The sequence below is a fragment of the Pantoea sp. EABMAA-21 genome (assembly GCF_030053335.1).
Lineage (GTDB): Bacteria > Pseudomonadota > Gammaproteobacteria > Enterobacterales > Enterobacteriaceae > Pantoea > Pantoea communis.
The window spans coordinates 394560-418225 of sequence record NZ_JASGBX010000002.1 but is presented as its reverse complement, the minus strand read 5'-3'; the positions used below and the strand labels follow the sequence as shown (position 1 = coordinate 418225).

Sequence of the window (23666 nt, the reverse complement as noted above, 5' to 3'; positions counted from 1 at the left end):
GCAGACAGCGCAGCCGGTGAATTCAGTACCGGCTGCGCTTAAAATATCGCCAGCCAACCGGCGTAAACTTGCTTAGCGCCCCCACCTCAAGTAGCCTTTAGCCATCCTTTTTTTCGCCAACCGAGTGCTTACGCGCATGATTAAACGCGTTTTCTTTGGTCTGTTTTTCATCATCTTATTGATGGTGGCGACCGCGCTCGGCCTGGATCGCTGGATCAGCTGGAAAACTGCCCCGTTTATTTATGAAGATGTCACCTCGCTGCCGCATCGTCAGGTCGGGGTGGTCTTAGGCACCGCCAAGTATTACCGCACCGGCGTGATCAATCAGTATTACCTTTATCGCATTCAAGGTGCGCTTAACGCGTATAACAGCGGCAAGGTGAATTATCTGCTGTTGAGTGGTGACAACGCGCTGCAAAGTTATAACGAACCGATGACCATGCGCCGCGATTTGATCAAAGCCGGTGTCGATCCTGCCGATATCGTGCTCGACTATGCCGGATTCCGTACGCTGGACTCGATTGTACGCACCCGCAAAGTGTTCGACACCAATGATTTCATCATCATCACACAACGCTTCCACTGTGAGCGCGCGCTGTATATCGCCCAACATCTGGGAATTCAGGCGCAGTGTTATGCGGTTCCGTCCCCGAAAAATATGCTGTCGGTGCGTTTCCGCGAGGTTGGTGCTCGTTTAGGCGCATTAGCCGATTTGTATCTGATGAAACGTGAACCTCGTTTCCTCGGCCCGCTGGTGCCGATTCCGGCGGTGCATGAAGTGCCGGAAGATGCACAGAGTTATCCGGCGGTGACGCCAGAGCAGTTGCTGGATTTGGAAGAGAAGCTGCAGAAGTAACGCTACCTGAAAATATTGCGTTGATGCCATCTGGTGTCGCTTGGTTGTTGTGGTGACGCTATCTGGTGCTGCTTCAGTTTACTGTTATAACGCTGTCGGGTATCGCCTCAGGTTACTGTTATAACGCTGTCTGGTGTCGCTTTGGGGGCTGGCGGTCCTCGCGCCGCTGACGCGGTGCCTTCACGCCGTTCGTCTGCCTTACTGAACGGCGGGGATGGCACATCCATGTGCCGCCCCGCCTTCCGCCCGCATCCCTGCGGGCTATCCTGGCATCCTCACTCTGTTCAGCGCTGCGAAAAGCCTGCCCCCAAAGCGGCACCAGCCTGCTATTGAGCTTAATTGCGTGCTGTTAAAAAAAGAGCACACAGCGTCAGACCATAGCCGAATAGCTGTAAGGCTGTGCTCGGATGCCGTGCATTTGGTATCAAGACAGGCACAACGATGTTGCTTCCGCTCTTTTCCACCACAAAAGCCATCTGCAAAAAGTACAATATCCGTTCAGAAAACGGGCTCGATGTTTGAAGCCATGTCCCTTCACCGCTGAAAGAAGTATTCGCAGAAGCCGCATATTTTTGAAAAAACGGGCACAACGTTTGAGGCCAAAGCACCTCTGCTGATGCAAGGGCTATCCGCAGCGCTGAGGCTTTTACGTTGGGCCAGGAGATCCACGCAGGGATGCGTGGATCAGTTCGGGGCCGACCAGGGATGGTCGATCCCCGAACGGTCCGTCGGCACGACGTGGAAGCCGAGGGCACCGCGTCAGCGGCGCGAGGACTGCCCGGCAGCAGCAGAGGTGCTTTGAGCCCACACCGCACCCGCCCTTTGCCCTTCACCCTTCGCCCTTCACCCTTCGCCCTTCGCAGTTTGCACAAATAAAAAAGGCCACCATTTATAAAATGGCAGCCTTTTGCAGTGATGTGTTGCTGTGTGTCAGTCTTATTTTTTACGTGCGTACTTCAGTGAATCCAGGGCTACAGCGAAGATGATAATGCCGCCCTTGATAATGTACTGCCAGTAAGGGTTGACGCCGATGTAGGTCAAACCGTAGTTGATAACGGTGAAGATGATCACACCGGTCACCACGCCCGCAACTGTACCCACACCACCCGCAAATGACACGCCGCCGACCACACAGGCCGCAATCGCATCCAGCTCATACATAAAGCCGAGGTTGTTGGTGGCACTGCCGATGCGGCCCGCTTCCAGCATCCCGCCGAAGGCGTAGAACACACCTGACAGCGCATACACCAGAATCAGGTTCAGCGGCACGTTAACGCCTGAAACACGAGCGGCTTCCGGGTTACCGCCGATGGCAAAGATGTTCTTACCGAAGCGCGTTTTATTCCACAGAATCCACACGAAAATAATGGCAATGAACGCGTAGAAGGTAATGAACGACAGCTTGAAATCACCGAAACGGAAGAAGCCCTGAGCAAAGGTCGAGAAGCCCGCGTCAAAACCGGCCACCGGTGATGCGCCAACAAAGTCGTAATACAGCGAGTTAATGCCGTAAACGATAATCATGGTGCCCAACGTGGTGATAAATGGCGTCACTTTCAGATAAGCGATGATTACGCCGTTCACCAGGCCAATCACACCACCGATAATGCACACGGTCAGGATAACCAGTGGAATCGGTACGGTATCCAGGTGTGGGAACACCTTATTGGCGTTATCCATGGATTGCAGCAAGGTCGCCGCAACCACCGCGGCCAGACCAACCTGGCGCCCGGCTGACAGGTCAGTACCCTGCGTCACGATCAATCCGGCCACGCCCAGTGCAATAATAATACGCACTGAAGATTGGGTCAGAATGTTACTCAGGTTCATCAAACTTAAAAACGTCGGGTCCTGGAAAATAATAATTGCCAGCAGTACCAACAGGACAACGTAAATGCCGCCCTCTTTTAACCAGGTTAGCGCATTCTTTTTAGTAGTCGCTTTCATGTTAAAGCCCTTGCTTCATTAAAGGTGTAATGACGCTAAACGCAGGATTTCATTCTGCGAGGTCGTTTTGGTCTCGACAATGCCCGCTACCAGGCCATTACTCATCACTAAAATACGATCGGTAATTCCCAGCAATTCTGGCATTTCAGAAGAGATAATAATGATGCCCTTCTCTTTCTTCGCCAACTCAGAAATTAACTGATAAATTTCGAACTTAGCACCAACGTCAATACCGCGCGTCGGTTCATCCAGCATCAGAATTTCCGGCTGGGTTAATAACCAGCGACCAATAATAACCTTCTGCTGGTTACCACCGGAAAGCGAACCAATTTGCGTATGATGACCTGGCGTTTTCACGCGCATTGAATCAATCACCCACTGGGTATCACTCTTCATGCGCTTATTATCAAGCAAGCCCATGCTGGATTTGTATTTTTTAATATTGGAAATAAGCGAGTTAAAACCAATATCCAGATAAGCATAAATCCCGGTTGAACGACGCTCTTCCGTTACCAGCGCAAAGCCGTGGTTAATCGCTTCATTGGCACTGTGGTTATTAATCGCTTTACCGTGCAGCTTAATGGTACCGCCTGACTTCTCGCGAATACCAAATAAAGTCTCAACGATGTCAGTACGTTTAGCGCCCACCAATCCGGCGATGCCTAAAATCTCACCTTTGCGCAGGTCGAAGGAAATATCGCGAATCGACGGCTGACGCAGCGAGGTTAAATGACGCACCTCAAGAATAGTTTCGCCCGGCACGTTGGTCTTATCCGGGAAACGCTGGTTCAGTGAACGACCGACCATCATGGCGATGATCTTGTCCATATCCAGCCCTTCCAGCGGCTGGGTGGCAATCCACTGTCCATCACGCAAAATCGTAATCTCATCACACAGTTGGAAAATCTCTTCCATCTTGTGTGAGATATACACAATACCGCAGCCACGATCTTTCAGCTTACGGATAATCGTGAACAAGTGATTCACTTCTTTTTCGGTCAGCGACGATGTTGGCTCATCCATGATGACGATTTTCGCGTCATAGGAAAATGCCTTGGCAATTTCAATCATCTGCATTTGCGAAACAGACAGATTAGCCACTTTATCGCGTGGATCGATATCAATATCTAATTCGTCAAAGATCGCTTTGGTATCGCGATACATTTTATCCTGATCAACAAACACGCCTTTACGTGGATAGCGGCCAAGCCACATGTTATCCATCACGTTGCGTTGTAAAACCAGGTTTAATTCCTGATGCACCATTGAAACGCCATTCTCCAGCGCTTCTTTGGAACTTTTATAATCAATTTCTTCACCCTGAAACAGGATGCTCCCCGTATCCTTTTTATAAATACCAAACAGGCATTTTAATAATGTGGATTTTCCGGCGCCGTTTTCGCCCATTAAGGCATGGACGGAGTGCGGCCGCACTTTCAAATTCACATTATCTAAGGCTTTCACCCCTGGAAATGATTTCGAGACATTCGTCATCTCCAGCAGATATTCACGCTGTGCGGTCGGATTCTCACTGGCCATAATTTACCTGGCTAAATAAAACGTGGGTCAGATGCAATAAGGCGCGGCGTGCTGCCGCGCCCGGTACGTATTACTTCACAAACTGAGACAGGTTTTCTTTATCGACTGGTACGTAAGGAACACGTACGATTTTGTTTTCCATCTTGAAGTTAGTACCGGCGGTTGGCTCTTTGCCATCGGCCAGGTTCTTCGCGATATCAATGGTGGCTTTCGCCTGGTTTTCCGCATCGTTCAGCACGGTACCGGCCATCGCACCGGATTTCACCAGTGCCAGCGCTTCTGGCAGCGCATCCACACCAAACACAGGAATGCTGGTTTTGTTGTGCGCTTTCAGGGCTTCTACTGCGCCCATTGCCATCGCATCATTGTTCGCGATGATCACTTCAATTTTGTTGCCGTTCGGGCCAGACAGCCAGGCGTCAACTTTGTCTTTTGCCTGTGCGGTGTCCCACATCGCGGTATCCATCGCCAGCTGCTGAGTTTTGAAACCATCGGTGTTCAGGGTTTCGATCACGTATTTGGTACGTGCTTCAGCATCCGGGTGGCCCGGCTCACCTTTCAGCAGAGCAAACTGAATCTGACCATCTTTGTTCAGATCCCAGGCTGGGGTGGCTTTCCAGTGCTTCTCAATCAGTTTGGCCTGGATGATGCCTGACTCTTTAGAGTCGGTACCCACGTAGTAGGCTTTCGGGTAGCTGGCCAGCACTTTGGCATTCGGCTCTTTGTTGAAGAACACCACTGGCACATCATTCGCTTTCGCTTTGTCGATCACCACTGCCGCAGCAGCAGGGTCAACCAGGTTGATTGCCAGCGCTTTCACGCCTTTGGCCATCAGTACGTCAATCTGGTCGTTCTGGGTGGACTGGCTGTTCTGCGAGTCATTCATCAGCAGTTGGATGCCGCCCAGTTTTTTGGCTTCGCTGTCGATGTCCTTGCGAACCATAGACATAAAGTTGTCGTCGTATTTATAAATTGTCACGCCAATGCGGGTATCGGCGGCGTGCGCAGTTGCACCAAACATCATGCTGGCAACCAGTGCTGTGAGCGTGAAAACCTTCTTATTCATGGTATCTCCGGTTTTTTATGTAGGGCATATCATCGCGCTGTGCTGCCTGCGGGCAACCAGCGCAGTCGGTTCAAACTCATTTATGGGGCGGACGCGTAACGCAAAGCCGGGCCACCATCGCTATCCTGACTTCCCTGTACGTAAACGCTTCCTGAAGAGTGTTGTGAACTATTTCAATCGGCTACTGAAACCTGACCGGAGAAGGAGAACCCGGCGTTACATGATGTTTCAGTCCGGTAAGACGCTGCCATCATAGTGAGCGCCATGTTAATTAACTGTGAATGTAATCACAGATTGGAAACGGTTACACAGCGCTATCGCCCGAATTAGTGACCGACTCCACAATTTGCCGCTGAGCGACCGAATGGCGGCGTACCAGGGTCGGCATAAAGCAGTGTGTGGCGTCGGGATCGAGTTCGCCCGCTGCGCCTTTTAAGGCCAACTCCGTGGCCAATTTAGCCATAGAAACAATAGGATATCGCACAGTCGTGAGTTGCGGATCGGTGTAACGTGAGATGGGAATATCATCAAAGCCGATGACGGAGAAGTGCTGTGGCACCTGAATGCCATTATCTTTCAATGCGGTCAGCGCCCCAGCGGCCATACCGTCGCAGTAGGAGAAGATGCCGGTTAGATGCAGGTTACGGCCCAGTAACTCCACCATCGCCGCTTCCCCACCCTGCATGTCCGGTTCGCCATGGGCAATCCAGGACTCCTGGGGGCGAATCCCCTGCTCTGACAAGGCCTGCAGCCAGCCTTCACGCCGTTGCGTCACATCTTCAATCGGGTGGCTGGAGCTGAGATAACCAATGCGTTGATGTCCCTGTTGTAACAACATGCGCGTTGCCATCAGAGATCCCGTTACATTATCCAGGCAGACGCAACGATGTTCGTACCCGGGAATAGTCCGGTTAATCAGCACCATACCGGGAACCTGATCCATAAACTGAGTTAGTTCAGCGTCTGAAAGCGTTTTCGCGTGGACCACTAAAGCGTTACATCGTTGACGGATCAGCACTTCAATCGCATGACGTTCTTTCTCTTCCTGATGCCATGAATTGCTGATTAACACGTGTTTGTGCACGCGCTGCGCCACGGTATCTACCGCTTTTACTAACGCGCCAAAGAAGGGATCGGATACGTCCATCACCACCACGCCAATAGTGTCACTGACCTGGGTAGCCAGTGCCTGCGCGTTGGCGTTCGGGCGATAACCCAGTGATTCCGCCGCCTGGAGTACGGCTTCACGGGTATCAGGGGTGACTGCACTGCTGTTATTGAGCACACGCGACACGGTGGCTACTGATACACCGGCCTGACGGGCGACATCTCGAATCGTTATCATGCAGCTGTTCCACAGAGGAGAAAATGCGCGACAAGCGCGTAACGGCGCTATTTTGTCAGGGCATTTTATTCAGCTGCGTGAATCACGTCACACAGATGAAAACGGTTACATACAAATCTGCAACCTTTGTGATGAACATCATTATCTGATGCGGGAGGAAGGTTCCGTTTTGCCGGCGGCGAGACGTGTCAGTTTGCGCCAGATCCACTCCATTGGGCCCTGCGGGAAAAAGCGCAGCCAGAGTACAGAAAACAGGATGTTAACCAACCAGATAGCCGGGACCAGTGCCAGCAGATGCAGGCGATCAAACTTGAGGAACAGATTGAAGCGATAGAACAGCGTGGTGCAGATCAGCGTCTGTAACAGGTAGTTGCTGAGTGCCATGCGGCCAACGCATTGCAGCGCATAACTGAAACGTGTGGCACCGATTTGCGGCCAGAAGCCAAAACAGAGCGCCGCATAGCCGAGACTGATAAACGGGCTGGCGAGATCGCGCGGCACCTGCAGTAAGAAGCCGCTCCAGCGAAACTCCCAGTCCAGTAACCATTGCGCCACAATGCCGGGAATGGCTATCAGCCAGCCGATCGTCAGCAGCAGCGCGGCCGAGCGACGATAGTGCTGCACGCTGAACTCGCCTTTCAGCCAGCCGCTGCGCATCAACGCCGCGCCAATCAGCATCAATCCCGCCAGCTGCCAGCCGTACTGCGCGGCCAGCGCCATCAAGCCGGATGAAAGATGGTCGAGGCGGTTTTGAATCGCTTCCCAGCCGCCGACCAGTTTCCAGTAGCTTTCATACTCGATATCGGCAGCACCCGGCAGCCACGAACGGCCCGGTTCCGGGCTGGAAATGCCCCAAAATACCAGCAGTACGCCGCAACCGATCAGATAAAGCAACACGCCAGTTTGCAGCAGAGCTTTGTCCGAAGGCACTTCACGCAGCATCCGCCAAATAATCAGCCCGGTCAGACCGTAATCCAGCAGGATATCCCCTTCCCAGAAAAAGATGCTGTGAATAAAACCCAGCAGCACCAGCAACGTCAGGCGCGCCGACATCCAGCGACTGCCACGCGGGATCTGCAGACACAGGCCACCACCGAACAACAGCGCAAACAGCGTGAGGAATTTCAGTTGCGCCAGGCCATCCATGATCGCCCAGGTCCAGGCATCGGAAAGCGAGATAGTGCCCTGCCACGCCGGATTGAGATAGGCAGCCGATGGCAAGCCAAAACCCACGATATTGAGCAGCAGAATGCCGAGAATGGCGCAACCACGAATAAAATCCAGCGCAAGATAGCGTTGCATCGAGTGACCTGACGGAGAGAGAAAACGGGCGGCAATAAGCCGCCCAAAGGATTAGCTGTGACGCACCGCGCGTAAGAACTCCTGGCGCGTATTCTGGCTGGACTTGAACAGGCCACCCAGTGATGTGGTGGTGGTGGCGCTGGTGGCATCTTTCACGCCACGCGCTTTCACGCAGTAGTGCACCGCATCAATCGACACCGCCACGTTGTTGGTGCCAAGCAAAGTTTGCAGCGCCACCAGCACTTGCTGGGTTAAGCGCTCTTGCACCTGTGGACGCTGGGCAAAGAACTGCACGATGCGGTTGATCTTCGACAGACCAATCACCTTCTCTTTCGGGATATAAGCGACGGTGGCTTTACCGTCGATAATCACGAAGTGGTGCTCACAGGTGCTGGTCAGGGTGATATCACGCACGGTGACCATCTCATCCACCTTCATCTTGTTTTCGATGACGGTGATTTTCGGGAAGTTGGCGTAATCGAGGCCTGAGAAGATCTCGTCCACGTACATCTTGGCGATGCGATGTGGCGTCTCCATCAGGCTGTCATCTTCCAGATCCAGATTCAGCAGCTGCATGATTTGGGTCATATGACCGGCGATTTCACGCTTGCGGGTTTCGTCATCCATCTCGCGCACCGGGGCGCGTAACGGCGTTTCCAGGCCACGCGCCAGCAGCGCTTCGTGAACCAGGGCGGCTTCCTGACTTAAGGTGCTCATCGTACTCTTTCTCCGGCAGGTGATGCGCCCGCAGATCGTCGCCTGCGGGGGAAATTCTGAGCGCGTATTGTGAAACACAACGCGCGCGTAATCCAGCAATCAATCCAATCGGAGATGAAAGCTTTTCATGGTGCCGAACGGCGTAACACCAGTAAGCCCGCCAGAATCAGTGCACCACCCGCTACCCACAAGGCAGGATCGAGGCGGTGCCACAGCAAACTGGAGATCCATGACAGCAACGGCCCGCCCAACTGACCGACTGCGTAGCCGGTGGTCAGCAGACCGGCCAGATAGCGCGCGTGATGCGGCGCCAGCTCGCGACCGTATTGCAGTGTCAGCTGCACCACACATAAGAATCCGCCGCCAACTAACAGCGCGCTAATCAACAGCCCATCCAGCCCTGGCAGGACAATGGCGGAGATCACGCCCAAAGCCTGCGCCCAGAGCACCACTGCCAGCCGCAGATGGCTGCTGCCCCAGCGCCGCGTCAAAATGCCGAGCACAATGCCGATCACCGCCGCACCGCCAAACACCGGCCAGACAAACTGCGCCAGCGCACTGTCCGGGAAACGCGCGGCGGTCATCTGCGATAAGAAGGTTGCGGGCAGAATGTAACCAAAACCGGCGAGACTGTAGCTCAGTACCAGGCGTTTCAGGTTACCGTTGAGCACCAGCGGCGCAGGCGCCTGATCGGGACGATGTAACTGTCCCGTGCGCGGTAAAAAACGCGCAATGGCGGCGATGAACAGCAGCGCCAGCAAACCATAAGCCGCCCAGCCCAGTGCCGCGCTGGCCCCGCTGGCATGCAGCGCCACCGCCAGCATTCCGCTGATGAAAATCCCGGTGCCGGGTCCGGCAAACACCGCCGCCGACAAGCCTGGCCGTCCATGATGCAGCAGTTGCTCATTGCTCCACGCAGCGATCAGCACCATGGCCCAACCGCTGGCACCGCCAATCACAAAGCGGATCAAACCGTGCAGCCACGGCCCGCTGACGCAGGCAGACAGCAGCGTCAGAATCACCGCGCCCCACACGCCAGCCTGCAGCCGCCATTCGACACGCTTATGCGCGCGCATGGCGTCAAAGGAGCCACACAGATAACCAAGATAGTTGAGCGCCGCCACCAGACTGGCGCTGGTCAGGGTTAACTGATGGTCCTGAATCATCAATGGCACCTGCGGGGTGAAAGCAAATCGCCCAATCCCCATCGCAACCACTAAACTTAAAAACGCGCTCAGCGCGACACGAAACGCCATTCCCACTCCCGTTCAGATTCTTTTAGCACTTGTTATTAGCATGCATGACGATTACACTCACGAAAAGTGAATAATATTAACCAAGTTGTTTACGGAAAGAGAATATGGATTTAGTACAACTCCGCATGTTCTGTTCTGTGGCCGAAACCGGTTCGCTGGCGCGCGCCGCGGAGCTATTGCATCGCGTGCCCTCCAATCTCACCACTCGTCTGCGCCAGTTGGAAGAAGAGATTGGCGTGGATCTGTTTATCCGTGAGAAGCAGCGTATTCGATTGTCGCCGATGGGCCACAATTTCCTCAATTATGCGCAGCGCATCCTCAGCCTGAGCGATGAGGCGCTGAATATGGCCCGTGCCGGAGAACCGGGCGGGAACTTTGCCTTTGGTTCGATGGAGAGCACCGCCGCGACCCGTCTTCCTGGTCTGCTGGCGGCTTATCATCAACGATTTCCCAATGTGGCGCTATCGCTGGTGACGGGCACCTCGGGCGATATCATCGATAAAGTGCGCGCCGGTACGCTGGCGGCCGCGCTGGTGGATGGCCCAGCCACCCATGATGATCTCAACGGCTGCATCGCCTTTCGCGAGGAGATGGTGCTGATCACCAGTCTCGATCACGACCCGATTACCAGCGCCCGCGACACGCAGCATGACACGCTGTTTGCCTTTGGTAACAGCTGTTCGTATCGCACCAAACTGGAATCCTGGTATCGCGAAAGCCAGACCTCACCGAAAAGCGTGATGGAGATTCAGTCTTACCACGCGATGGTGGCGTGTGTGGCAGGCGGTGCGGGCGTGGCAATGATTCCGGCGTCGGTCCTGACGCAGATGCCCGGCCGCGCGCGCGTGCAGGAGCATGCATTGCCACCCGCTTATCGCGATACCGCCACCTGGCTGATGTGGCGCCGCGATGCCTTCACGCCCAACGTGGAAGCGCTGAAGTATTTGATTATTGAAATGTTTGACGACCGCCCACTTAACGATGAGTTGCTGCATCCGCTGCAAACCGCTGAGTGAGTTTTTAATTTTAAGTAAATCACGACATCTGAAGAAGAGGGATTGCATGAACATGATTAAAACCCGCGCTGCCGTTGCCTGGGCAGCGGGCGAACCGCTGAAAATTGAAGAAGTGGATCTAATGCCACCGCAGAAAGGTGAAGTGTTAGTGCGCATCGTCGCCACCGGGGTGTGCCACACCGATGCTTACACCCTGTCCGGTAAAGATCCGGAAGGCGTGTTCCCGGCGATCCTCGGTCACGAAGGCGGCGGCGTGGTGGAAGCGGTGGGCGAAGGCGTCACCAGCGTGGCGGTCGGCGACCACGTAATCCCGCTTTATACCCCAGAGTGCGGTAAATGTAAGTTCTGTCTGTCAGGCAAAACTAACCTGTGTCAGGCGATTCGCTCCACCCAGGGTAAAGGCCTGATGCCAGATGGCACCACCCGCTTCTTTAAAGACGGCAAGCCAATTTTCCACTACATGGGGACTTCAACGTTCTCTGAGTACACCGTGGTGCCGGAAATTTCACTGGCGGTGATCAGCAAAGAAGCGCCACTGGAAGAAGTGTGCCTGCTGGGCTGCGGCGTGACCACCGGCATGGGCGCCGTGATGAATACCGCCAAAGTCCAAGAAGGCGATACGGTGGCGATCTTCGGCCTCGGCGGCATTGGTTTGTCGGCGATCATCGGTGCGAAAATGGCGAAAGCCGGTCGCATCATCGGTATCGACCTCAACACCAGCAAATTCGATCTGGCGCGCAAACTGGGTGCCACCGATCTGATCAACCCGAAAGATTACGATAAGCCGATTCAGGATGTGATCGTTGAGCTGACCGACGGCGGCGTGGACTTCTCCTTTGAGTGCATCGGTAACGTGAACGTGATGCGTTCCGCGCTGGAGTGCTGCCACAAAGGCTGGGGCGAGTCAGTGATTATCGGCGTAGCCGGTGCCGGTGAAGAGATTTCCACGCGTCCGTTCCAGTTAGTGACCGGTCGCGTATGGCGCGGTTCGGCGTTTGGTGGCGTGAAAGGCCGTACCCAGCTGCCGGGCATCGTGCAGGATTATCTGGACGGTAAGTTCGCGCTGAACGATTTCATCACGCACACCATGCCGCTGGAAGAGATTAACGAAGCCTTTGATCTGATGCACGAAGGGAAATCCATTCGTTCGGTTGTGCATTTTAACAAGTAAAAAGGAGGCGTTATGGCATCCACTCTGGAACTGCTGGAAGAACATCGTATCTTCGGCGGCTGGCAGCAGCGCTGGCGTCATCAGTCGGCGGTGCTGAACTGCCCGATGACCTTCAGCATTTTCCTGCCGCCACCGCAGGATGACACGCCGCCGCCGGTGGTATGGTTTCTCGCCGGACTGACCTGTACGGACGAGAACTTCACCACCAAAGCCGGTGCGCAGCGTGTTGCCGCTGAGCTGGGCCTGGTGCTGATTATGCCGGACACCAGCCCGCGCGGTGACGAAGTGGCCAACGACAGCGGTTACGATCTCGGTCAGGGCGCAGGTTTTTACCTCAACGCCACGCAGCAGCCCTGGGCGGCGCACTATCGTATGTTCGATTATCTCAGCGAGGAGTTGCCGGCCCTGGTGGCGGACAACTTCAAAGTGAGCGATCGTCAGTCGGTAATGGGGCATTCAATGGGCGGCCATGGCGCGCTGGTATTGGCGTTGCGTCAGGGTGGACGTTTTGCTTCGGCATCCGCGTTCGCTCCAATCGTCAATCCAACCGAAGTGCCGTGGGGACAAAAAGCTTTCACCGCCTATCTGGGTGAAGATCGCCAGACCTGGCGCGAGTGGGACAGTTGCCTGCTGATGCGTGAAGTGGAACAGCGCTTACCGATTCTGATCGATCAGGGTGATAGCGATCAGTTCCTCGCCGATCAGCTGCGTCCGGATCGCCTCGAAGCGGTAGCGCGTGAGCAAGGTTTTCCGCTGGAGCTGCGCGTGCAGCCGGGCTATGACCACAGCTACTTCTTTATCGCCAGCTTTGTCGAGGACCATCTGCGGTTCCACGCGAAGCATCTGTTGGTGTAGTTCACGTCAGTTGATGTGGAGACAGTAAGGGCGCACCAGGTGCGCCCTTTTTTGGCTATGGCTGACTGTGATTGGCTAAAAGCCGCACCAACATTCATCCTCAGCTTCTCTTGATGTTGAGCTTAAGCGTCTTTTGCGAGGTTTAAGCCAGCGATTCCGCCACCAGCCCATCGATCATCACCTGCGGCATGCCCTGCGAGCAGTGTTCAATACGCCCGCGCACACCATACACCTGCGCCAATGTGTCCGGCGTGATCACCTGTGACGGCTCGCCGTCAGCCAGCAAGGTGCCCTCTTTCAGCATCAACGCATGATCGGCATGACGCAGTGCAATGTTGATATCATGCACCACCACTACCGTGACGATATTGCGCAGGCGGGTTTCGCGACGTACTAAATCCATTACGTGGAACTGGTAATTGAGATCGAGCGCACTCAGCGGTTCATCCAGCAGCAGCAGTTCCGGACGGCGAATCAGCGATTGCGCCAGACCCACCAGCTGTTTCTGCCCACCCGATAACTGGTCCAGATAACGCATCGCTAAGTGGGCAATGCCCAGCTGTTCCAGCAGATGCATAATCTCGGCTTCACTTGATGCGCTGTGTAAGCCACCGGACGCACGTTGCGCCACGATGATTGACTCCAGCACATGCAGATGCACGCCTGCCGGCAAACTTTGCGGCAGATACACCACGCGCTGGGCACGACGGGCAAACGGCTGTGACATCAGCTCTTCGCCATTCAACCACAGTTCGCCCTGCCCTTTGCTCAGGCCCGCCAGTGCGCGCAGCAAGGTAGACTTACCGCAGCCGTTAGGTCCAAGTAGTACGGTGATTTTGCCGCGTGGCAGCATCGGCACGTTGAGATCTTCAATGACTTTACGCTTCGGATAACCGGCGTAGAAATGGCTGAGACCTAATCCCTGTTCCATTACACCGTCCCCCGATGACGCAGAATAATACTCAGGAAGAATGGCACGCCAACCAGTGAAGTGACGATACCCACTGGAATGATCACGCCTGGAATCAGGTTCTTCGACGCTACCGAGGCCAGTGACAGCACCAGTGCACCGACCAACGCACTGGCCGGCAGATAGTAGCGGTGATCTTCACCAAACATCATGCGAGCGATGTGCGGTGCCACCAGACCAATAAAGCCAATCGGCCCGACAAAAGCCACCGCCAGCGCGGAGAGAATACTGATGCGCAGTAGCGTCGCCAGACGCAAACGGCGCACATCAATGCCGAAACTCACCGCACGATCTTCACCCAGGCGCAGCGCGGTCAGTTTCCAGCTGCTGAGCATCGAGAACGGGATCAGGATGGCGAAAGCCGCCGTGAGCACACCGAGTTTTTCCCACGAAGCACGCGCCAGGCTGCCCATGGTCCAGAACACCAGGCCCTGCAAGGTATCTTCACTGGCGATAAACTGCATCATCGAGACCAGCGCGTTGAAGGTGAACACCAGCGCGATGCCGAACAGCACCACGCCTGAAGTGGACACTTTGGTCCAGCGCGTCACGCCATCCAGCATCAGTGCGGCAAACAGCGCAAATACAAAGGCGTTCGCCGAGATAAACCACTGGTCTGGCACACCGGGAATACCGATGCCGAGAATAATTGCCAGCGCCGCGCCGAAAGCGGCCGCTGAAGAGACGCCGAGCGTAAACGGACTCGCCAACGGGTTATTGAGGATAGTTTGCATCTCAGCTCCCGCCAGACCCAGCGAAAAGCCGACGACGACAGCCATCAACGCATAAGGTAAGCGGATATCCCAGACGATCACGCGCGTGCCCGCATCCACCGCATCAGGATGGGTGAGCGTTTGCCACAGGGTGTCGAGGGAGAGCCCAGCCGGGCCAAGCGTGAAATCAAGAATCACTGACGCCAGTATTGCCAGCACCAGTACGCCAATCAGCATCAGGCGCTGACGTAACACCTGACGATAACGCGTCATGGTATCGGCTTCGCGGTTATTTTCCGCCAGCAGCGCGGAATCCGTGGTCTGCATTGTTCTACCTGTTTCTTATCGAAATCATAACGGCAGCCACAATAGTGCAGGTGATAATAATTATCAATTATATCTGTATGACAAAGCCCAAAACGTTGTAACACGGTTCATCTTTGCCAAAAAAAACGCCGCTAGTCAAAGGTAGCGGCGTTATGTCACCCACGTTTAACGCATTACTCTTTAAACGTCGGGAATTCCATTTCGCTGTACTTCACGAAGCGCGAGCCACGTGCCAGCTTGTAACCGAGCCAAATCAGCAGGAACAGCGGAATGCCGATGTAGGTCGCCGCCACGCCATACCAGTCAATACGATCCGCCAGAAACGCCTGGTAGTTCTGACCCAGTGTAATAATCAGGCACAGCACGAAGGCGAAAATCGGACCGAGCGGAAAGAAGCCGGAACGGTATGGCAGAGCCGCTAAATCATGCCCTTGCGCCACGTAGCCGCGACGGAAGCGATAGTGGCTAATCGCAATACCCAGCCAGGCGATAAAGCCGGTCATGCCTGAGGTATTCAGCAACCACAGATAGACTTCCTGGTTGCCGAACTTCGAGCTCAGGAAGCACAAACCCGCTACCACGGTGGTGGCAATCAGGGCATTACGCGGCACACCGCCTTTCGACAGTTTGGCAAAAATACGTGGGGCTTTGCCTTCCTGCGCCAGGTTGAACAGCATGCGCGTTGAAGCGTACATGCCTGAGTTACCCGCTGACAGCACCGCCGTCAGGATCACCGCGTTCATCACTGCCGCTGCCGACAGTAATCCGGCATTCTGGAACACCAGCGTGAACGGGCTGATGGCGATATCGGTGACATCGTTATGCAGCAGTTTCGGATCGGTGTACGGCAGAATCAGGCTGATGATCAGAATCGCAAAGATATAGAACAGCAGAATACGCCAGAACACCTGACGCACGGCGCGTGGAATATTTTTCGCGGGATCCTGTGATTCACCGGCTGCGATGCCGATCAACTCTGTACCCTGGAACGAGAAGCCGACAATCATTGCCACGCCAATCATCGCGGCAAAACCGCCGGCAAAAGGTGCGTCGCCCACGGTCCAGTTATGCCAGCCGGCGTTTTCTGCACCGCGCATAATGCCGACGATCATCAGCACACCCACCACGATAAAGATGATGACGGTGGCAACTTTGATCAGCGAGAACCAGTATTCCGCTTCGCCGAAGCCTTTGACGGAAATGTAGTTAAGCAGGAACATCAGCCCAAGGAACAGCGCGCTCCAGATCCAGCCCGGCGTATCCGGGAACCAGTAGTTCATCACCAGTTGCGAGGCGACGAGATCAACGGCGATGGTGACCGCCCAGTTGTACCAGTAGTTCCAGCCCAGCGCGAAGCCGAAGCCTTCTTCAACGTATTTAGAGCCGTAAGTGGCGAAGGAGCCAGAAACCGGCATAAACGCCGCCAGTTCGCCGAGGCTGGTCATCAGGAAGTAAACCATCAGGCCAATCAGCGCGTAAGAGAGTAATGCGCCACCGGGACCTGCCTGAGAAATGGTGGCACCCGAGGCGACAAACAGGCCGGTGCCAATGGAACCGCCGATGGCGATCATGGTGAGATGGCGCGCTTTTAATTCACGGCGCAGCCCAGGTTGTTGTGTTGTTTTTGAGTCATTATGCATGTGTAAACGCTATGCTGGATAAAAATAAGGCGCGATTGTAGCAGCTAACCCCAGGCTGTATAGCATTCACGTCGGGTTATTAGTTACCTTCATAATCGGCGCGAAATTATTAGCCGTTTACGTTATGACAGCCGCGATTACTCGCGGCAATAGGAGAGAAATCGGCTTAGCGCTTTCGACAAATGCTTCTGCCGATGATGAATGCGATACAGCGTGCGCGTCAGACGTGGTAACGGCACAGCCACTTCCACCAGCGTGCCCGCCTCCAGCAGATCGCTGATCACCCGGCGCGATAAACAGCTGATGCCCATGCCGTGACGCACCGCATGTTTGATTGCTTCAGAATTGCCCAGTTCCATGCCGAGTTGAAACTGCGGCAGGTGAGACAACAGCAGGTAATCAACAATTTCACGCGTGCCCGAACCGCGCTCACGCAGGATCCAGGGGGCGGCCGCCAGTGATGCCAGCGTGATCGGCTGTTGCAGGATCTCAGCATCAGGCGCGGCAAACACCACCAGTTCATCTTCCAGCCATGCTTCGCTAACGATATCCGGCTCGTGACACGGCCCTTCAATCAGGCCGATATCCACACGGAAATCCGCCACTGCGTTAATCGCATCCTGGCTGTTGCCGACGCTCAGTTCGAGCGGCAGCGTGGGGAAGTCACGACGATAGGCGGCGATCATCCCTGGCAGTAAGTAGTTGCCGATAGTGCTACTGGCAAACAGACGAATGGCGCCATTATCCTCTTTAAACAGCTGTTCGATCTCGCCGGCCTGTTCCAGCAATCCGACCGCGCGTGGATAGAGCAAACGACCATGCTCGTTCAGGGCCAGTCGTTTGCCGACGCGATCGAACAGTTGTACCCCGAGTTGGTTTTCCAGATCGGCCAGCGCCGCACTCACCGCTGATTGCGACAGGGCCAACACCTGCGAGGCCTGCGTGGTTGAACCGCTTTTCAACACTTCGGTAAAGACTTCAATCTGACGCAGCGTGATATGCATGCGCCCTCCTCACATTGCGTAACGCTTCACAAGATAAGCCACCACCGCTAACCAGACGATCACCGTCAGGAAGAATCCAGCCCAGCTGACAATCTTTTTGCCGCGTGCCCGCTGGACATCAGCCCGTTCTGCACTGCTGATGCGAATTTCACGCGGAAGCAAACGCAGCAGGATGATCACACCCAGCGGGACGATGATGGCGTCGTCGAGTAAGCCGATAATGGGAATGAAATCAGGAATGAGATCGATGGGGCTGAGTGCATAGGCGACAATGCCAAATGCCAGCAGCTTAAACCACCAGGGGGTACGCGGATCGCGGCAGGCAAACCACAGCGTGAGCACATCGCGTTTAATTAAGCGTGCCCAGCGGCGCAAGCGCTTCAACATCCCGACTCTTCCTTATTAGTTATACTGGTCAATGGACAATATATTACCAATTTAACTTTTAAACCAGTCAGGTATATGCGCAGGCAAGCAGCTGCCAGGAGATTGGCGGCGGAGTGTGTGTCAGGCTTTCATACCGATCAGTTCTTCCAGTTCTGTGTCACAGGCCGTGAACTCATCGGTAATGGTGCGAATCAACCAGTCCTGATAGCCAAAGTTTTCCCGGCGGGAATAGAGGCATTCAGAGCGGTACAACTTTTTCGGATCGCTGTTATTGACTCCATAACGATAAAAATGGACCAGCGAGTTGTCGCTATCGGGCACGGCGAGCGTGAAGCCGACAGCGCCATGACCATTATAAAAAAGGGTCACTGCATTGGTTTTACCTAAATTTAATTTATGGATTACGTTGAATTTTTCATGCTGTAAAGCGGTATGCAAAGTACTTCTATAAGCTGTTTTCATGATTATAGTTAAAAGTTTCTAATTTGTTAAACTATAGTTAACCAGAAAAAAAGCGCACCTGCTAACTTTGGTAGGTGTGTTGATAATTTGGATAAGTGTTTACCCGTGCCGTTTTTCTCCCCACGAGCGATGCAACATTTCATGGCGGTAGCGCATCCGCTATGATGTGCCCTTTGCAGCAGCAATCGCCAACCAGGAGAGCGGCATGAAATATATCGGCGCACACGTCAGTGCATCAGGCGGCGTAGACCAGGCAGTTATCCGTGCCCACGAACTCGAAGCCACAGCCTTTGCGCTGTTCACCAAAAATCAGCGCCAGTGGAAAGCCGCCCCGCTTTCAGGTGAAGTGATTGATGCCTTCAAAACCGCCTGTGAGAAATACAACTTCACTTCCGCGCAGATTTTGCCGCATGACAGCTACCTGATTAACCTTGGCCATCCGGTGATGGATGCGCTGGAGAAATCCCGAGAGGCGTTTCTGGATGAGATGCAGCGCGCCGAGCAGTTGGGGCTAACGTTGCTGAATTTCCACCCTGGCAGCCATTTGAAGCAGATTGAAGAAGAGGCGTGCCTGAAGCGCATCGCCGAATCGATCAATATCGCGCTGGATCAGACCCACAACGTGGTGGCAGTGATTGAGAATACCGCCGGTCAGGGCAGCAATCTTGGCTTCCGTTTTGAACACCTCGCCACCATTATTGAGCACGTCGAAGATAAATCTCGCGTTGGGGTGTGTATCGATACCTGCCATGCATTTGCCGGCGGCTACGATCTGCGGACAGAAGAAGCCTGCGTGGAGACCTTTGCAGAATTTGAACGCATCGTTGGTTTCCAGTTCCTGCGCGGCATGCACCTTAATGACGCCAAAAGCACGCTCGGCAGCCGTGTGGATCGCCACCACAGCTTAGGTGAAGGCAACATTGGCAAGACGGTGTTTAGCTGGCTGATGAAGGATAAGCGCTTTGATGGCATCCCGATGATTCTGGAAACCATCAATCCGGATATCTGGAAAGATGAGATTGCGTGGCTGAAGTCGGAACAACAGGCGTAAAACAGACAGCAAAAAGGGAGCCGCAGCTCCCTTTTTCTTATCCGGTGAAAATTACGCAGCTTTCGCCAGCTCTTCTTCCGGACGTTTCAGAATCGCGTAGCCGAGGCCAGCCACTGCGGTACCAATCACAATCGACATCAGGTAACCCAGCACCGGGGTGATTGCACCCGGGATCAGCAGTACAAACAGACCACCGTGAGGTGCCATCAGTTTCGCGCCAACCAACATGGATACCGCGCCAGTGATTGCACCGCCGACGATGCAGCAAGGCAGCACACGCATAGGGTCACGCGCCGCAAACGGAATTGCACCTTCAGAGATGAAGCACAAGCCGAGCACCAGTGCCGCTTTGCCCCCTTCCTGCTGACCTTTGTTGAACTTACGACGTGCAACAATTGTTGCCAGGCCCATCGCTAACGGTGGCACCATACCGGCGGCCATGATCGCGGCCATCGGCGCATAGGTTTGCGAACTCAGCAGGCCGACACCGAAGGCGTACGCCACTTTGTTCACCGGACCACCCATGTCGGTACACATCATGCCACCGAGGATCGCGCCCAGCAGTACCGCATTGGCGGTGCCCATGTTCGCCAGCCAGTGCGTCAGACCGCTCATGATGCCCGCAACAGGTTTACCCACCACGTAAATCATCAGCAGGCCGGTAATCAAACTCGCTACCAGCGGAATGATCAGGATCGGTTTTAACGCTTCCATACTTTGCGGCAGTTTAACTTTGCTGCTCAGCATCTTCGCGGCGTAACCGGCAATGAAGCCAGCGATGATACCGCCAAGAAAACCGGCGTTAATGCTGGTGGCGATCATACCGCCAATCAGACCCGGAGTCAGACCCGGACGGTCGGCAATCGAGAAAGCAATAAAGCCTGCAAGCACCGGCACCATCAGCGCGAAGGCACTGCCGCCACCAATCTGCATCAGCGCAGCCGCTAAGGTGCCCTGCTCTTTAAATGCGGTGATACCAAAGGCAAAGGAGAGCGCGATGCTCAAACCACCCGCTACCACCATCGGCAGCATGTAGGACACGCCGGTCAGCAGGTGACGATAAGCACCGGCTTTCTCTTTGCTGTCGCTTTGCGTGCTGGCTGACGCGTTGCCGCTCGGTTGATAGGTTTTGGCTTCAACCTGCGCTTTATCCAGTTCCTGCGCGGTTTTCTTCAGCGCCAGGCTGGTTGAGGTGCGATACATCGGCTTGCCAGCAAACTTCGCCAGGTCCACATCGATATCTGCTGCCACGATCACCAGATCGGCCGCCGCCACCTCTTCAGGGGTGATGGCATTGCCTGCACCCACGGAACCGCGGGTTTCCACTTTCACCCACCAGCCACGCTTGGTCGCTTCTGCCTGAATCGCCTCAGCCGCCATAAAGGTGTGCGCTACGCCGGTTGGGCAAGCGGTAACCGCGACAATGCGTTTCTGACCAGTGCTCTGAGCGGCAGCTGGAGCAGTAACCGCCGCGGCAGCCTGCCAGACTTTGGCACTGGCTTTAGCCTGATTAATGGCCGCCAGCGGATCGCGCAGCGCCTGCTGCACATCGACCAGCGCCACGGATTTGCCTGCCAGTTGTGCATCTTTCGGCACAGCATGGCCAGCAACCAATACCAGTTCAGCATCGGCCGCGTTGTCAGTCAGCGTCAGGCCAGCCTGTGCTGCGGTTGCGCGCAGACGTTCTAAAGCCAGATGTCCTGATGCCAGTCCCAGTGAAGAATCTTTTATCAGCAGCGTTTTCATTATCGCTCTCCTGCTGTTAGTTAACGGGTTGTAAGTCGACGCGCGCCATCATCGCGGCCAACTGGGTACGATCGGTCACACCAACGTTGCTCTGGCTCACCGCCATCGCAGCCACTGCGGTAGCCAGACGCAAGGTATGCTCGCTGGATTCACGCATCAGCAGCCCGTAAATCAGGCCGCCGACCATTGAATCTCCCGCGCCTACGGTGCTGACCACTTCACAGGCTGGTGGTTTGGCGATCCATTCGCCAGAGGCGTTGACCCACAGTGCGCCTTCCGCACCAAGGGAAATAACCACATGGGCAATGCCCTGCTCACGCAGTTCATGCGCGGCTTCGATCACATCCTGCAAGGTTGGCAGTTTGCGGTCGGCCCAGATTTCCAGTTCACGACGGTTCGGCTTCACCAGCCACGGCGCGGCTTTCAGCCCCGCCACCAGCGCTTCACGACTGCTGTCGAAAATAATGCACGGACACAGGGTGCGCAGATCGCTCATCCATTTGGTGAACGCTTCGGGCGCCACGCCCGCGGGCAAGCTGCCGCTGACGCATACCATGTCGAACTGTCCCAGCCAGGTCAGGGAATCGGCAGTGAAGCGATCCCAATCCTGCGCGGTGACATTAAAGCCGGAGAAATTCAGATCGGTGACTTCACCGTCTTTTTCCGTCAGCTTGACGTTGATGCGGGTACGGCCCTGCACCACCTGAAAACGGTTGGCGATACCCAGCTCGCTGAACAGCTGCTGGAAGCCATCCTGGTTCTCTTTGCCGAGGAATCCACCGACGGTGACGTCGATACCCAGGTCTTTCAGCACTTTGGCAACGTTGATGCCTTTACCCGCCGCGTGCAGACCGGTGGTTTTCACCAGGTTAACTTCGCCACGTTCGATTTCTGGCGTATAGCCCACCAGATCGTAAGCGGGATTCAATGTGATTGTGGCAACGCGGCGGCTCATGCGACCCCCTCGCCCAGTCCAGAATTGATGGCCTCTTCGATGGCATTCAGCGCCTGCTGTGCATCTTCACCGCTGGCGGTAAAGCGCAGGCGATGGCCTTTTTTCACGCCCAGCGCGACAACTTTCATCAGGCTGCGTCCGTTGGCCGGTTTGCCGCTGCCGTCAAGATTGGTGACGGTGATGTCACTGTTGAACTGTTTAATGACCGTAACCAGCGCAGTGCCCGGACGTGCGTGTAGTCCATGCTCGTTGCGGATAGTAAATTCAGCCACCAGTTGATCCGCGCTTTCGTCCACTTCACTGGTCAGCAGCGCCAGGATGCCTGCCGCGTCGGCTTTCATCAGACGTTCAGCTTTGTTGCTCAGCAGCAGATTGCTCAGATAACCCAGCACTTCCAGCGGACGATCGTCAGTGGCGGCCACGGTCAACAGCAGCGCCACATTTTCGCCCTGATGCACGAATGGCGTGGCGGTACGGCTGACTGCAATGGCGCTACCAAGGTTGCCATTGGCGCTGTCACTCAGCCAGATGCCCTGTCCGAGGCTCAGCGGCGTACGCGAAACCGCATCCGCCACAAACGCCGCTTCAACAGCTCCTGCTGCCTGTAAACGTCCAGCGTTCAGCGCCTGCAAGGTGATAAGATCGCTGGCTGCAACGTCAACCGCAATCAGCGAGGTATCGAATTTGAACTCAGCCGCCTGCTTTTCACCCATCAGGATGGCACGGAGATCTTCGGCTGAGGCGGTTTTCAACTGCTCTGCGATACTGTCATCGCTCAATACGTGAGTCAGCTGGCGCAGCAGCGCAAGATGTTCATCTGATTTTGCCGCGATACCGATGGCGACATAAGCCGTTTGCCCGTCACCCCACTCCACGCCCTGCGGGAACTGATAAACCTGTACGCCGGTCTTCAGCACCATATCGCGCGTATCGGTGGTGCCATGCGGAATGGCAATACCATTACCCAGGAAGGTGGTGGTCTGCTGTTCGCGCGCCAGCATACCGTTAACGTAGCCTTCCGACACATTACCGGCTGCGGTTAACGCAGCGGCAATCTGACGGATAGCCTCTTCTTTATTTTGTGCACTGGCACCGGTATGGATGGCCTGAACGTCGAGCTGGAACATATTTCTCCTCGCTTGCTGAAATTGAATCGTTTCAGCTTAATGGCGAAAAATTACGCTGTACTTCTCGGGGGTTACCGAGAGGACAACGCTGAAACGTTTCAGGGAATATGGTACAGCATGAGAAAGCAGGCAAGAAAATGCGCGATCGGCGTAGCAGATTTTTGATGTTCCGCACACTTCAGATCGGATTTAAGATTTTTCAGGCCTGTACGGC

The 23666-nt window shown here is 55.0% G+C and carries 21 protein-coding genes; 5 read left to right on the top strand and 16 right to left on the bottom strand.

From position 1 onward, the window contains the following. The first annotated feature begins 136 nt into the window (after window positions 1-136). The gene (gene sanA, locus QMZ65_RS05405; protein ID WP_034824903.1) at window positions 137-856 is read left to right on the top strand and encodes an outer membrane permeability protein SanA; all 720 of its coding nucleotides are present in this window, start codon (window positions 137-139) and stop codon (window positions 854-856) included. Between the two features lie 936 nt (window positions 857-1792). On the opposite strand, the gene mglC is transcribed toward sanA, so the two are convergent. The 7 genes from mglC to QMZ65_RS05370 all read right to left on the bottom strand — a co-directional run bounded on the left by mglC (window position 1793) and on the right by QMZ65_RS05370 (window position 10028). Further along, complete coding sequence (gene mglC, locus QMZ65_RS05400) at window positions 1793-2803, bottom strand: galactose/methyl galactoside ABC transporter permease MglC (protein WP_034824905.1); 1011 nt, start codon at window positions 2801-2803, stop codon at window positions 1793-1795. Between the two features lie 18 nt (window positions 2804-2821). Continuing rightward, window positions 2822-4342 (bottom strand): galactose/methyl galactoside ABC transporter ATP-binding protein MglA, encoded by a 1521-nt coding sequence (gene mglA, locus QMZ65_RS05395; RefSeq protein ID WP_034824907.1) that lies wholly within the window; start codon window positions 4340-4342, stop codon window positions 2822-2824. Between the two features lie 70 nt (window positions 4343-4412). Then, on the bottom strand, window positions 4413-5408 hold the full coding sequence (gene mglB / locus QMZ65_RS05390) for a galactose/glucose ABC transporter substrate-binding protein MglB (RefSeq protein ID WP_034824919.1): 996 nt from the start codon (window positions 5406-5408) through the stop codon (window positions 4413-4415). A 304-nt stretch (window positions 5409-5712) separates the two neighbouring features. Beyond that, entirely contained in the window at window positions 5713-6753 is a 1041-nt protein-coding gene (gene galS, locus QMZ65_RS05385) for an HTH-type transcriptional regulator GalS (RefSeq protein WP_097116615.1), read from the bottom strand. A 141-nt stretch (window positions 6754-6894) separates the two neighbouring features. After that, window positions 6895-8055 carry a DUF418 domain-containing protein YeiB gene (yeiB, locus tag QMZ65_RS05380; protein ID WP_097116614.1) on the bottom strand — a complete coding sequence of 387 codons (1161 nt, stop codon included), beginning with the start codon at window positions 8053-8055 and terminating at the stop codon, window positions 6895-6897. A 51-nt stretch (window positions 8056-8106) separates the two neighbouring features. Next, the gene (folE, locus tag QMZ65_RS05375) at window positions 8107-8772 is read right to left on the bottom strand and encodes a GTP cyclohydrolase I FolE (RefSeq protein WP_034824925.1); all 666 of its coding nucleotides are present in this window, start codon (window positions 8770-8772) and stop codon (window positions 8107-8109) included. 125 nt (window positions 8773-8897) lie between these two features. Further along, entirely contained in the window at window positions 8898-10028 is a 1131-nt protein-coding gene (locus tag QMZ65_RS05370) for a YbfB/YjiJ family MFS transporter (protein WP_283003536.1), read from the bottom strand. Between the two features lie 104 nt (window positions 10029-10132). Between QMZ65_RS05370 and ptrR the strand changes: the two genes are divergently transcribed. Genes ptrR through fghA form a run of 3 tightly spaced genes read left to right on the top strand, consistent with a single transcriptional unit; the run spans window position 10133 to window position 13070 of the window. Beyond that, entirely contained in the window at window positions 10133-11044 is a 912-nt protein-coding gene (gene ptrR, locus QMZ65_RS05365) for a putrescine utilization regulator PtrR (RefSeq protein WP_038645851.1), read from the top strand. Between the two features lie 46 nt (window positions 11045-11090). Further along, the gene (locus tag QMZ65_RS05360; RefSeq protein WP_097116612.1) at window positions 11091-12215 is read left to right on the top strand and encodes an S-(hydroxymethyl)glutathione dehydrogenase/class III alcohol dehydrogenase; all 1125 of its coding nucleotides are present in this window, start codon (window positions 11091-11093) and stop codon (window positions 12213-12215) included. A gap of 12 nt (window positions 12216-12227) precedes the next feature. After that, window positions 12228-13070, top strand: a complete 843-nt coding sequence (fghA, locus tag QMZ65_RS05355; protein WP_058962266.1) for an S-formylglutathione hydrolase — start codon at window positions 12228-12230, stop codon at window positions 13068-13070. 142 nt (window positions 13071-13212) lie between these two features. Here the strand turns inward: fghA and QMZ65_RS05350 are convergent, their stop codons facing one another. From QMZ65_RS05350 to QMZ65_RS05325, 6 genes are all read right to left on the bottom strand, one after another. Continuing rightward, complete coding sequence (locus QMZ65_RS05350; RefSeq protein WP_034824935.1) at window positions 13213-14001, bottom strand: ABC transporter ATP-binding protein; 789 nt, start codon at window positions 13999-14001, stop codon at window positions 13213-13215. After that, window positions 14001-15080, bottom strand: a complete 1080-nt coding sequence (locus tag QMZ65_RS05345; protein ID WP_034824944.1) for a FecCD family ABC transporter permease — start codon at window positions 15078-15080, stop codon at window positions 14001-14003. The genes QMZ65_RS05350 and QMZ65_RS05345 overlap by 1 nt, the downstream gene beginning before the upstream one ends. 173 nt (window positions 15081-15253) lie before the next feature. Beyond that, window positions 15254-16720, bottom strand: coding sequence for an amino acid permease (locus QMZ65_RS05340; RefSeq protein WP_034824946.1), 1467 nt, complete (start codon window positions 16718-16720; stop codon window positions 15254-15256). 137 nt (window positions 16721-16857) lie between these two features. Next, the gene (yieE, locus tag QMZ65_RS05335; protein WP_034824948.1) at window positions 16858-17724 is read right to left on the bottom strand and encodes a DNA-binding transcriptional regulator YeiE; all 867 of its coding nucleotides are present in this window, start codon (window positions 17722-17724) and stop codon (window positions 16858-16860) included. Between the two features lie 9 nt (window positions 17725-17733). After that, window positions 17734-18111 (bottom strand): YkvA family protein, encoded by a 378-nt coding sequence (locus QMZ65_RS05330; RefSeq protein ID WP_034824950.1) that lies wholly within the window; start codon window positions 18109-18111, stop codon window positions 17734-17736. 120 nt (window positions 18112-18231) lie between these two features. Continuing rightward, complete coding sequence (locus tag QMZ65_RS05325) at window positions 18232-18549, bottom strand: hypothetical protein (protein ID WP_283215547.1); 318 nt, start codon at window positions 18547-18549, stop codon at window positions 18232-18234. A gap of 229 nt (window positions 18550-18778) precedes the next feature. Between QMZ65_RS05325 and nfo the strand changes: the two genes are divergently transcribed. After that, window positions 18779-19624 carry a deoxyribonuclease IV gene (nfo, locus tag QMZ65_RS05320; RefSeq protein WP_038649994.1) on the top strand — a complete coding sequence of 282 codons (846 nt, stop codon included), beginning with the start codon at window positions 18779-18781 and terminating at the stop codon, window positions 19622-19624. 51 nt (window positions 19625-19675) lie between these two features. Here the strand turns inward: nfo and fruA are convergent, their stop codons facing one another. Genes fruA through fruB form a run of 3 tightly spaced genes read right to left on the bottom strand, consistent with a single transcriptional unit; the run spans window position 19676 to window position 23452 of the window. Continuing rightward, window positions 19676-21370, bottom strand: a complete 1695-nt coding sequence (gene fruA, locus QMZ65_RS05315) for a PTS fructose transporter subunit IIBC (protein WP_283215546.1) — start codon at window positions 21368-21370, stop codon at window positions 19676-19678. A gap of 16 nt (window positions 21371-21386) precedes the next feature. After that, entirely contained in the window at window positions 21387-22325 is a 939-nt protein-coding gene (fruK, locus tag QMZ65_RS05310) for a 1-phosphofructokinase (protein WP_038645831.1), read from the bottom strand. After that, window positions 22322-23452, bottom strand: coding sequence for a fused PTS fructose transporter subunit IIA/HPr protein (gene fruB / locus QMZ65_RS05305; RefSeq protein ID WP_283215545.1), 1131 nt, complete (start codon window positions 23450-23452; stop codon window positions 22322-22324). The genes fruK and fruB overlap by 4 nt, the downstream gene beginning before the upstream one ends. Window positions 23453-23666 lie beyond the last annotated feature (214 nt).

What these genes read in the sequence shown, in the direction of transcription:
- QMZ65_RS05350 (WP_034824935.1), bottom strand. Translation starts at nt 14,001, where the DNA reads ATGGAACAGGGATTAGGTCTCAGCCATTTCTACGCCGGTTATCCGAAG.
- QMZ65_RS05345 (WP_034824944.1), bottom strand. Translation starts at nt 15,080, where the DNA reads ATGCAGACCACGGATTCCGCGCTGCTGGCGGAAAATAACCGCGAAGCC.
- mglC (WP_034824905.1), bottom strand. Translation starts at nt 2,803, where the DNA reads ATGAAAGCGACTACTAAAAAGAATGCGCTAACCTGGTTAAAAGAGGGC.
- galS (WP_097116615.1), bottom strand. Translation starts at nt 6,753, where the DNA reads ATGATAACGATTCGAGATGTCGCCCGTCAGGCCGGTGTATCAGTAGCC.
- ptrR (WP_038645851.1), top strand. Translation starts at nt 10,133, where the DNA reads ATGGATTTAGTACAACTCCGCATGTTCTGTTCTGTGGCCGAAACCGGT.
- fruB (WP_283215545.1), bottom strand. Translation starts at nt 23,452, where the DNA reads ATGTTCCAGCTCGACGTTCAGGCCATCCATACCGGTGCCAGTGCACAA.
- fruA (WP_283215546.1), bottom strand. Translation starts at nt 21,370, where the DNA reads ATGAAAACGCTGCTGATAAAAGATTCTTCACTGGGACTGGCATCAGGA.
- nfo (WP_038649994.1), top strand. Translation starts at nt 18,779, where the DNA reads ATGAAATATATCGGCGCACACGTCAGTGCATCAGGCGGCGTAGACCAG.
- QMZ65_RS05340 (WP_034824946.1), bottom strand. Translation starts at nt 16,720, where the DNA reads ATGCATAATGACTCAAAAACAACACAACAACCTGGGCTGCGCCGTGAA.
- QMZ65_RS05370 (WP_283003536.1), bottom strand. Translation starts at nt 10,028, where the DNA reads ATGGCGTTTCGTGTCGCGCTGAGCGCGTTTTTAAGTTTAGTGGTTGCG.
- folE (WP_034824925.1), bottom strand. Translation starts at nt 8,772, where the DNA reads ATGAGCACCTTAAGTCAGGAAGCCGCCCTGGTTCACGAAGCGCTGCTG.
- mglA (WP_034824907.1), bottom strand. Translation starts at nt 4,342, where the DNA reads ATGGCCAGTGAGAATCCGACCGCACAGCGTGAATATCTGCTGGAGATG.
- mglB (WP_034824919.1), bottom strand. Translation starts at nt 5,408, where the DNA reads ATGAATAAGAAGGTTTTCACGCTCACAGCACTGGTTGCCAGCATGATG.
- yieE (WP_034824948.1), bottom strand. Translation starts at nt 17,724, where the DNA reads ATGCATATCACGCTGCGTCAGATTGAAGTCTTTACCGAAGTGTTGAAA.
- sanA (WP_034824903.1), top strand. Translation starts at nt 137, where the DNA reads ATGATTAAACGCGTTTTCTTTGGTCTGTTTTTCATCATCTTATTGATG.
- QMZ65_RS05360 (WP_097116612.1), top strand. Translation starts at nt 11,091, where the DNA reads ATGAACATGATTAAAACCCGCGCTGCCGTTGCCTGGGCAGCGGGCGAA.
- QMZ65_RS05330 (WP_034824950.1), bottom strand. Translation starts at nt 18,111, where the DNA reads ATGTTGAAGCGCTTGCGCCGCTGGGCACGCTTAATTAAACGCGATGTG.
- fruK (WP_038645831.1), bottom strand. Translation starts at nt 22,325, where the DNA reads ATGAGCCGCCGCGTTGCCACAATCACATTGAATCCCGCTTACGATCTG.
- fghA (WP_058962266.1), top strand. Translation starts at nt 12,228, where the DNA reads ATGGCATCCACTCTGGAACTGCTGGAAGAACATCGTATCTTCGGCGGC.
- yeiB (WP_097116614.1), bottom strand. Translation starts at nt 8,055, where the DNA reads ATGCAACGCTATCTTGCGCTGGATTTTATTCGTGGTTGCGCCATTCTC.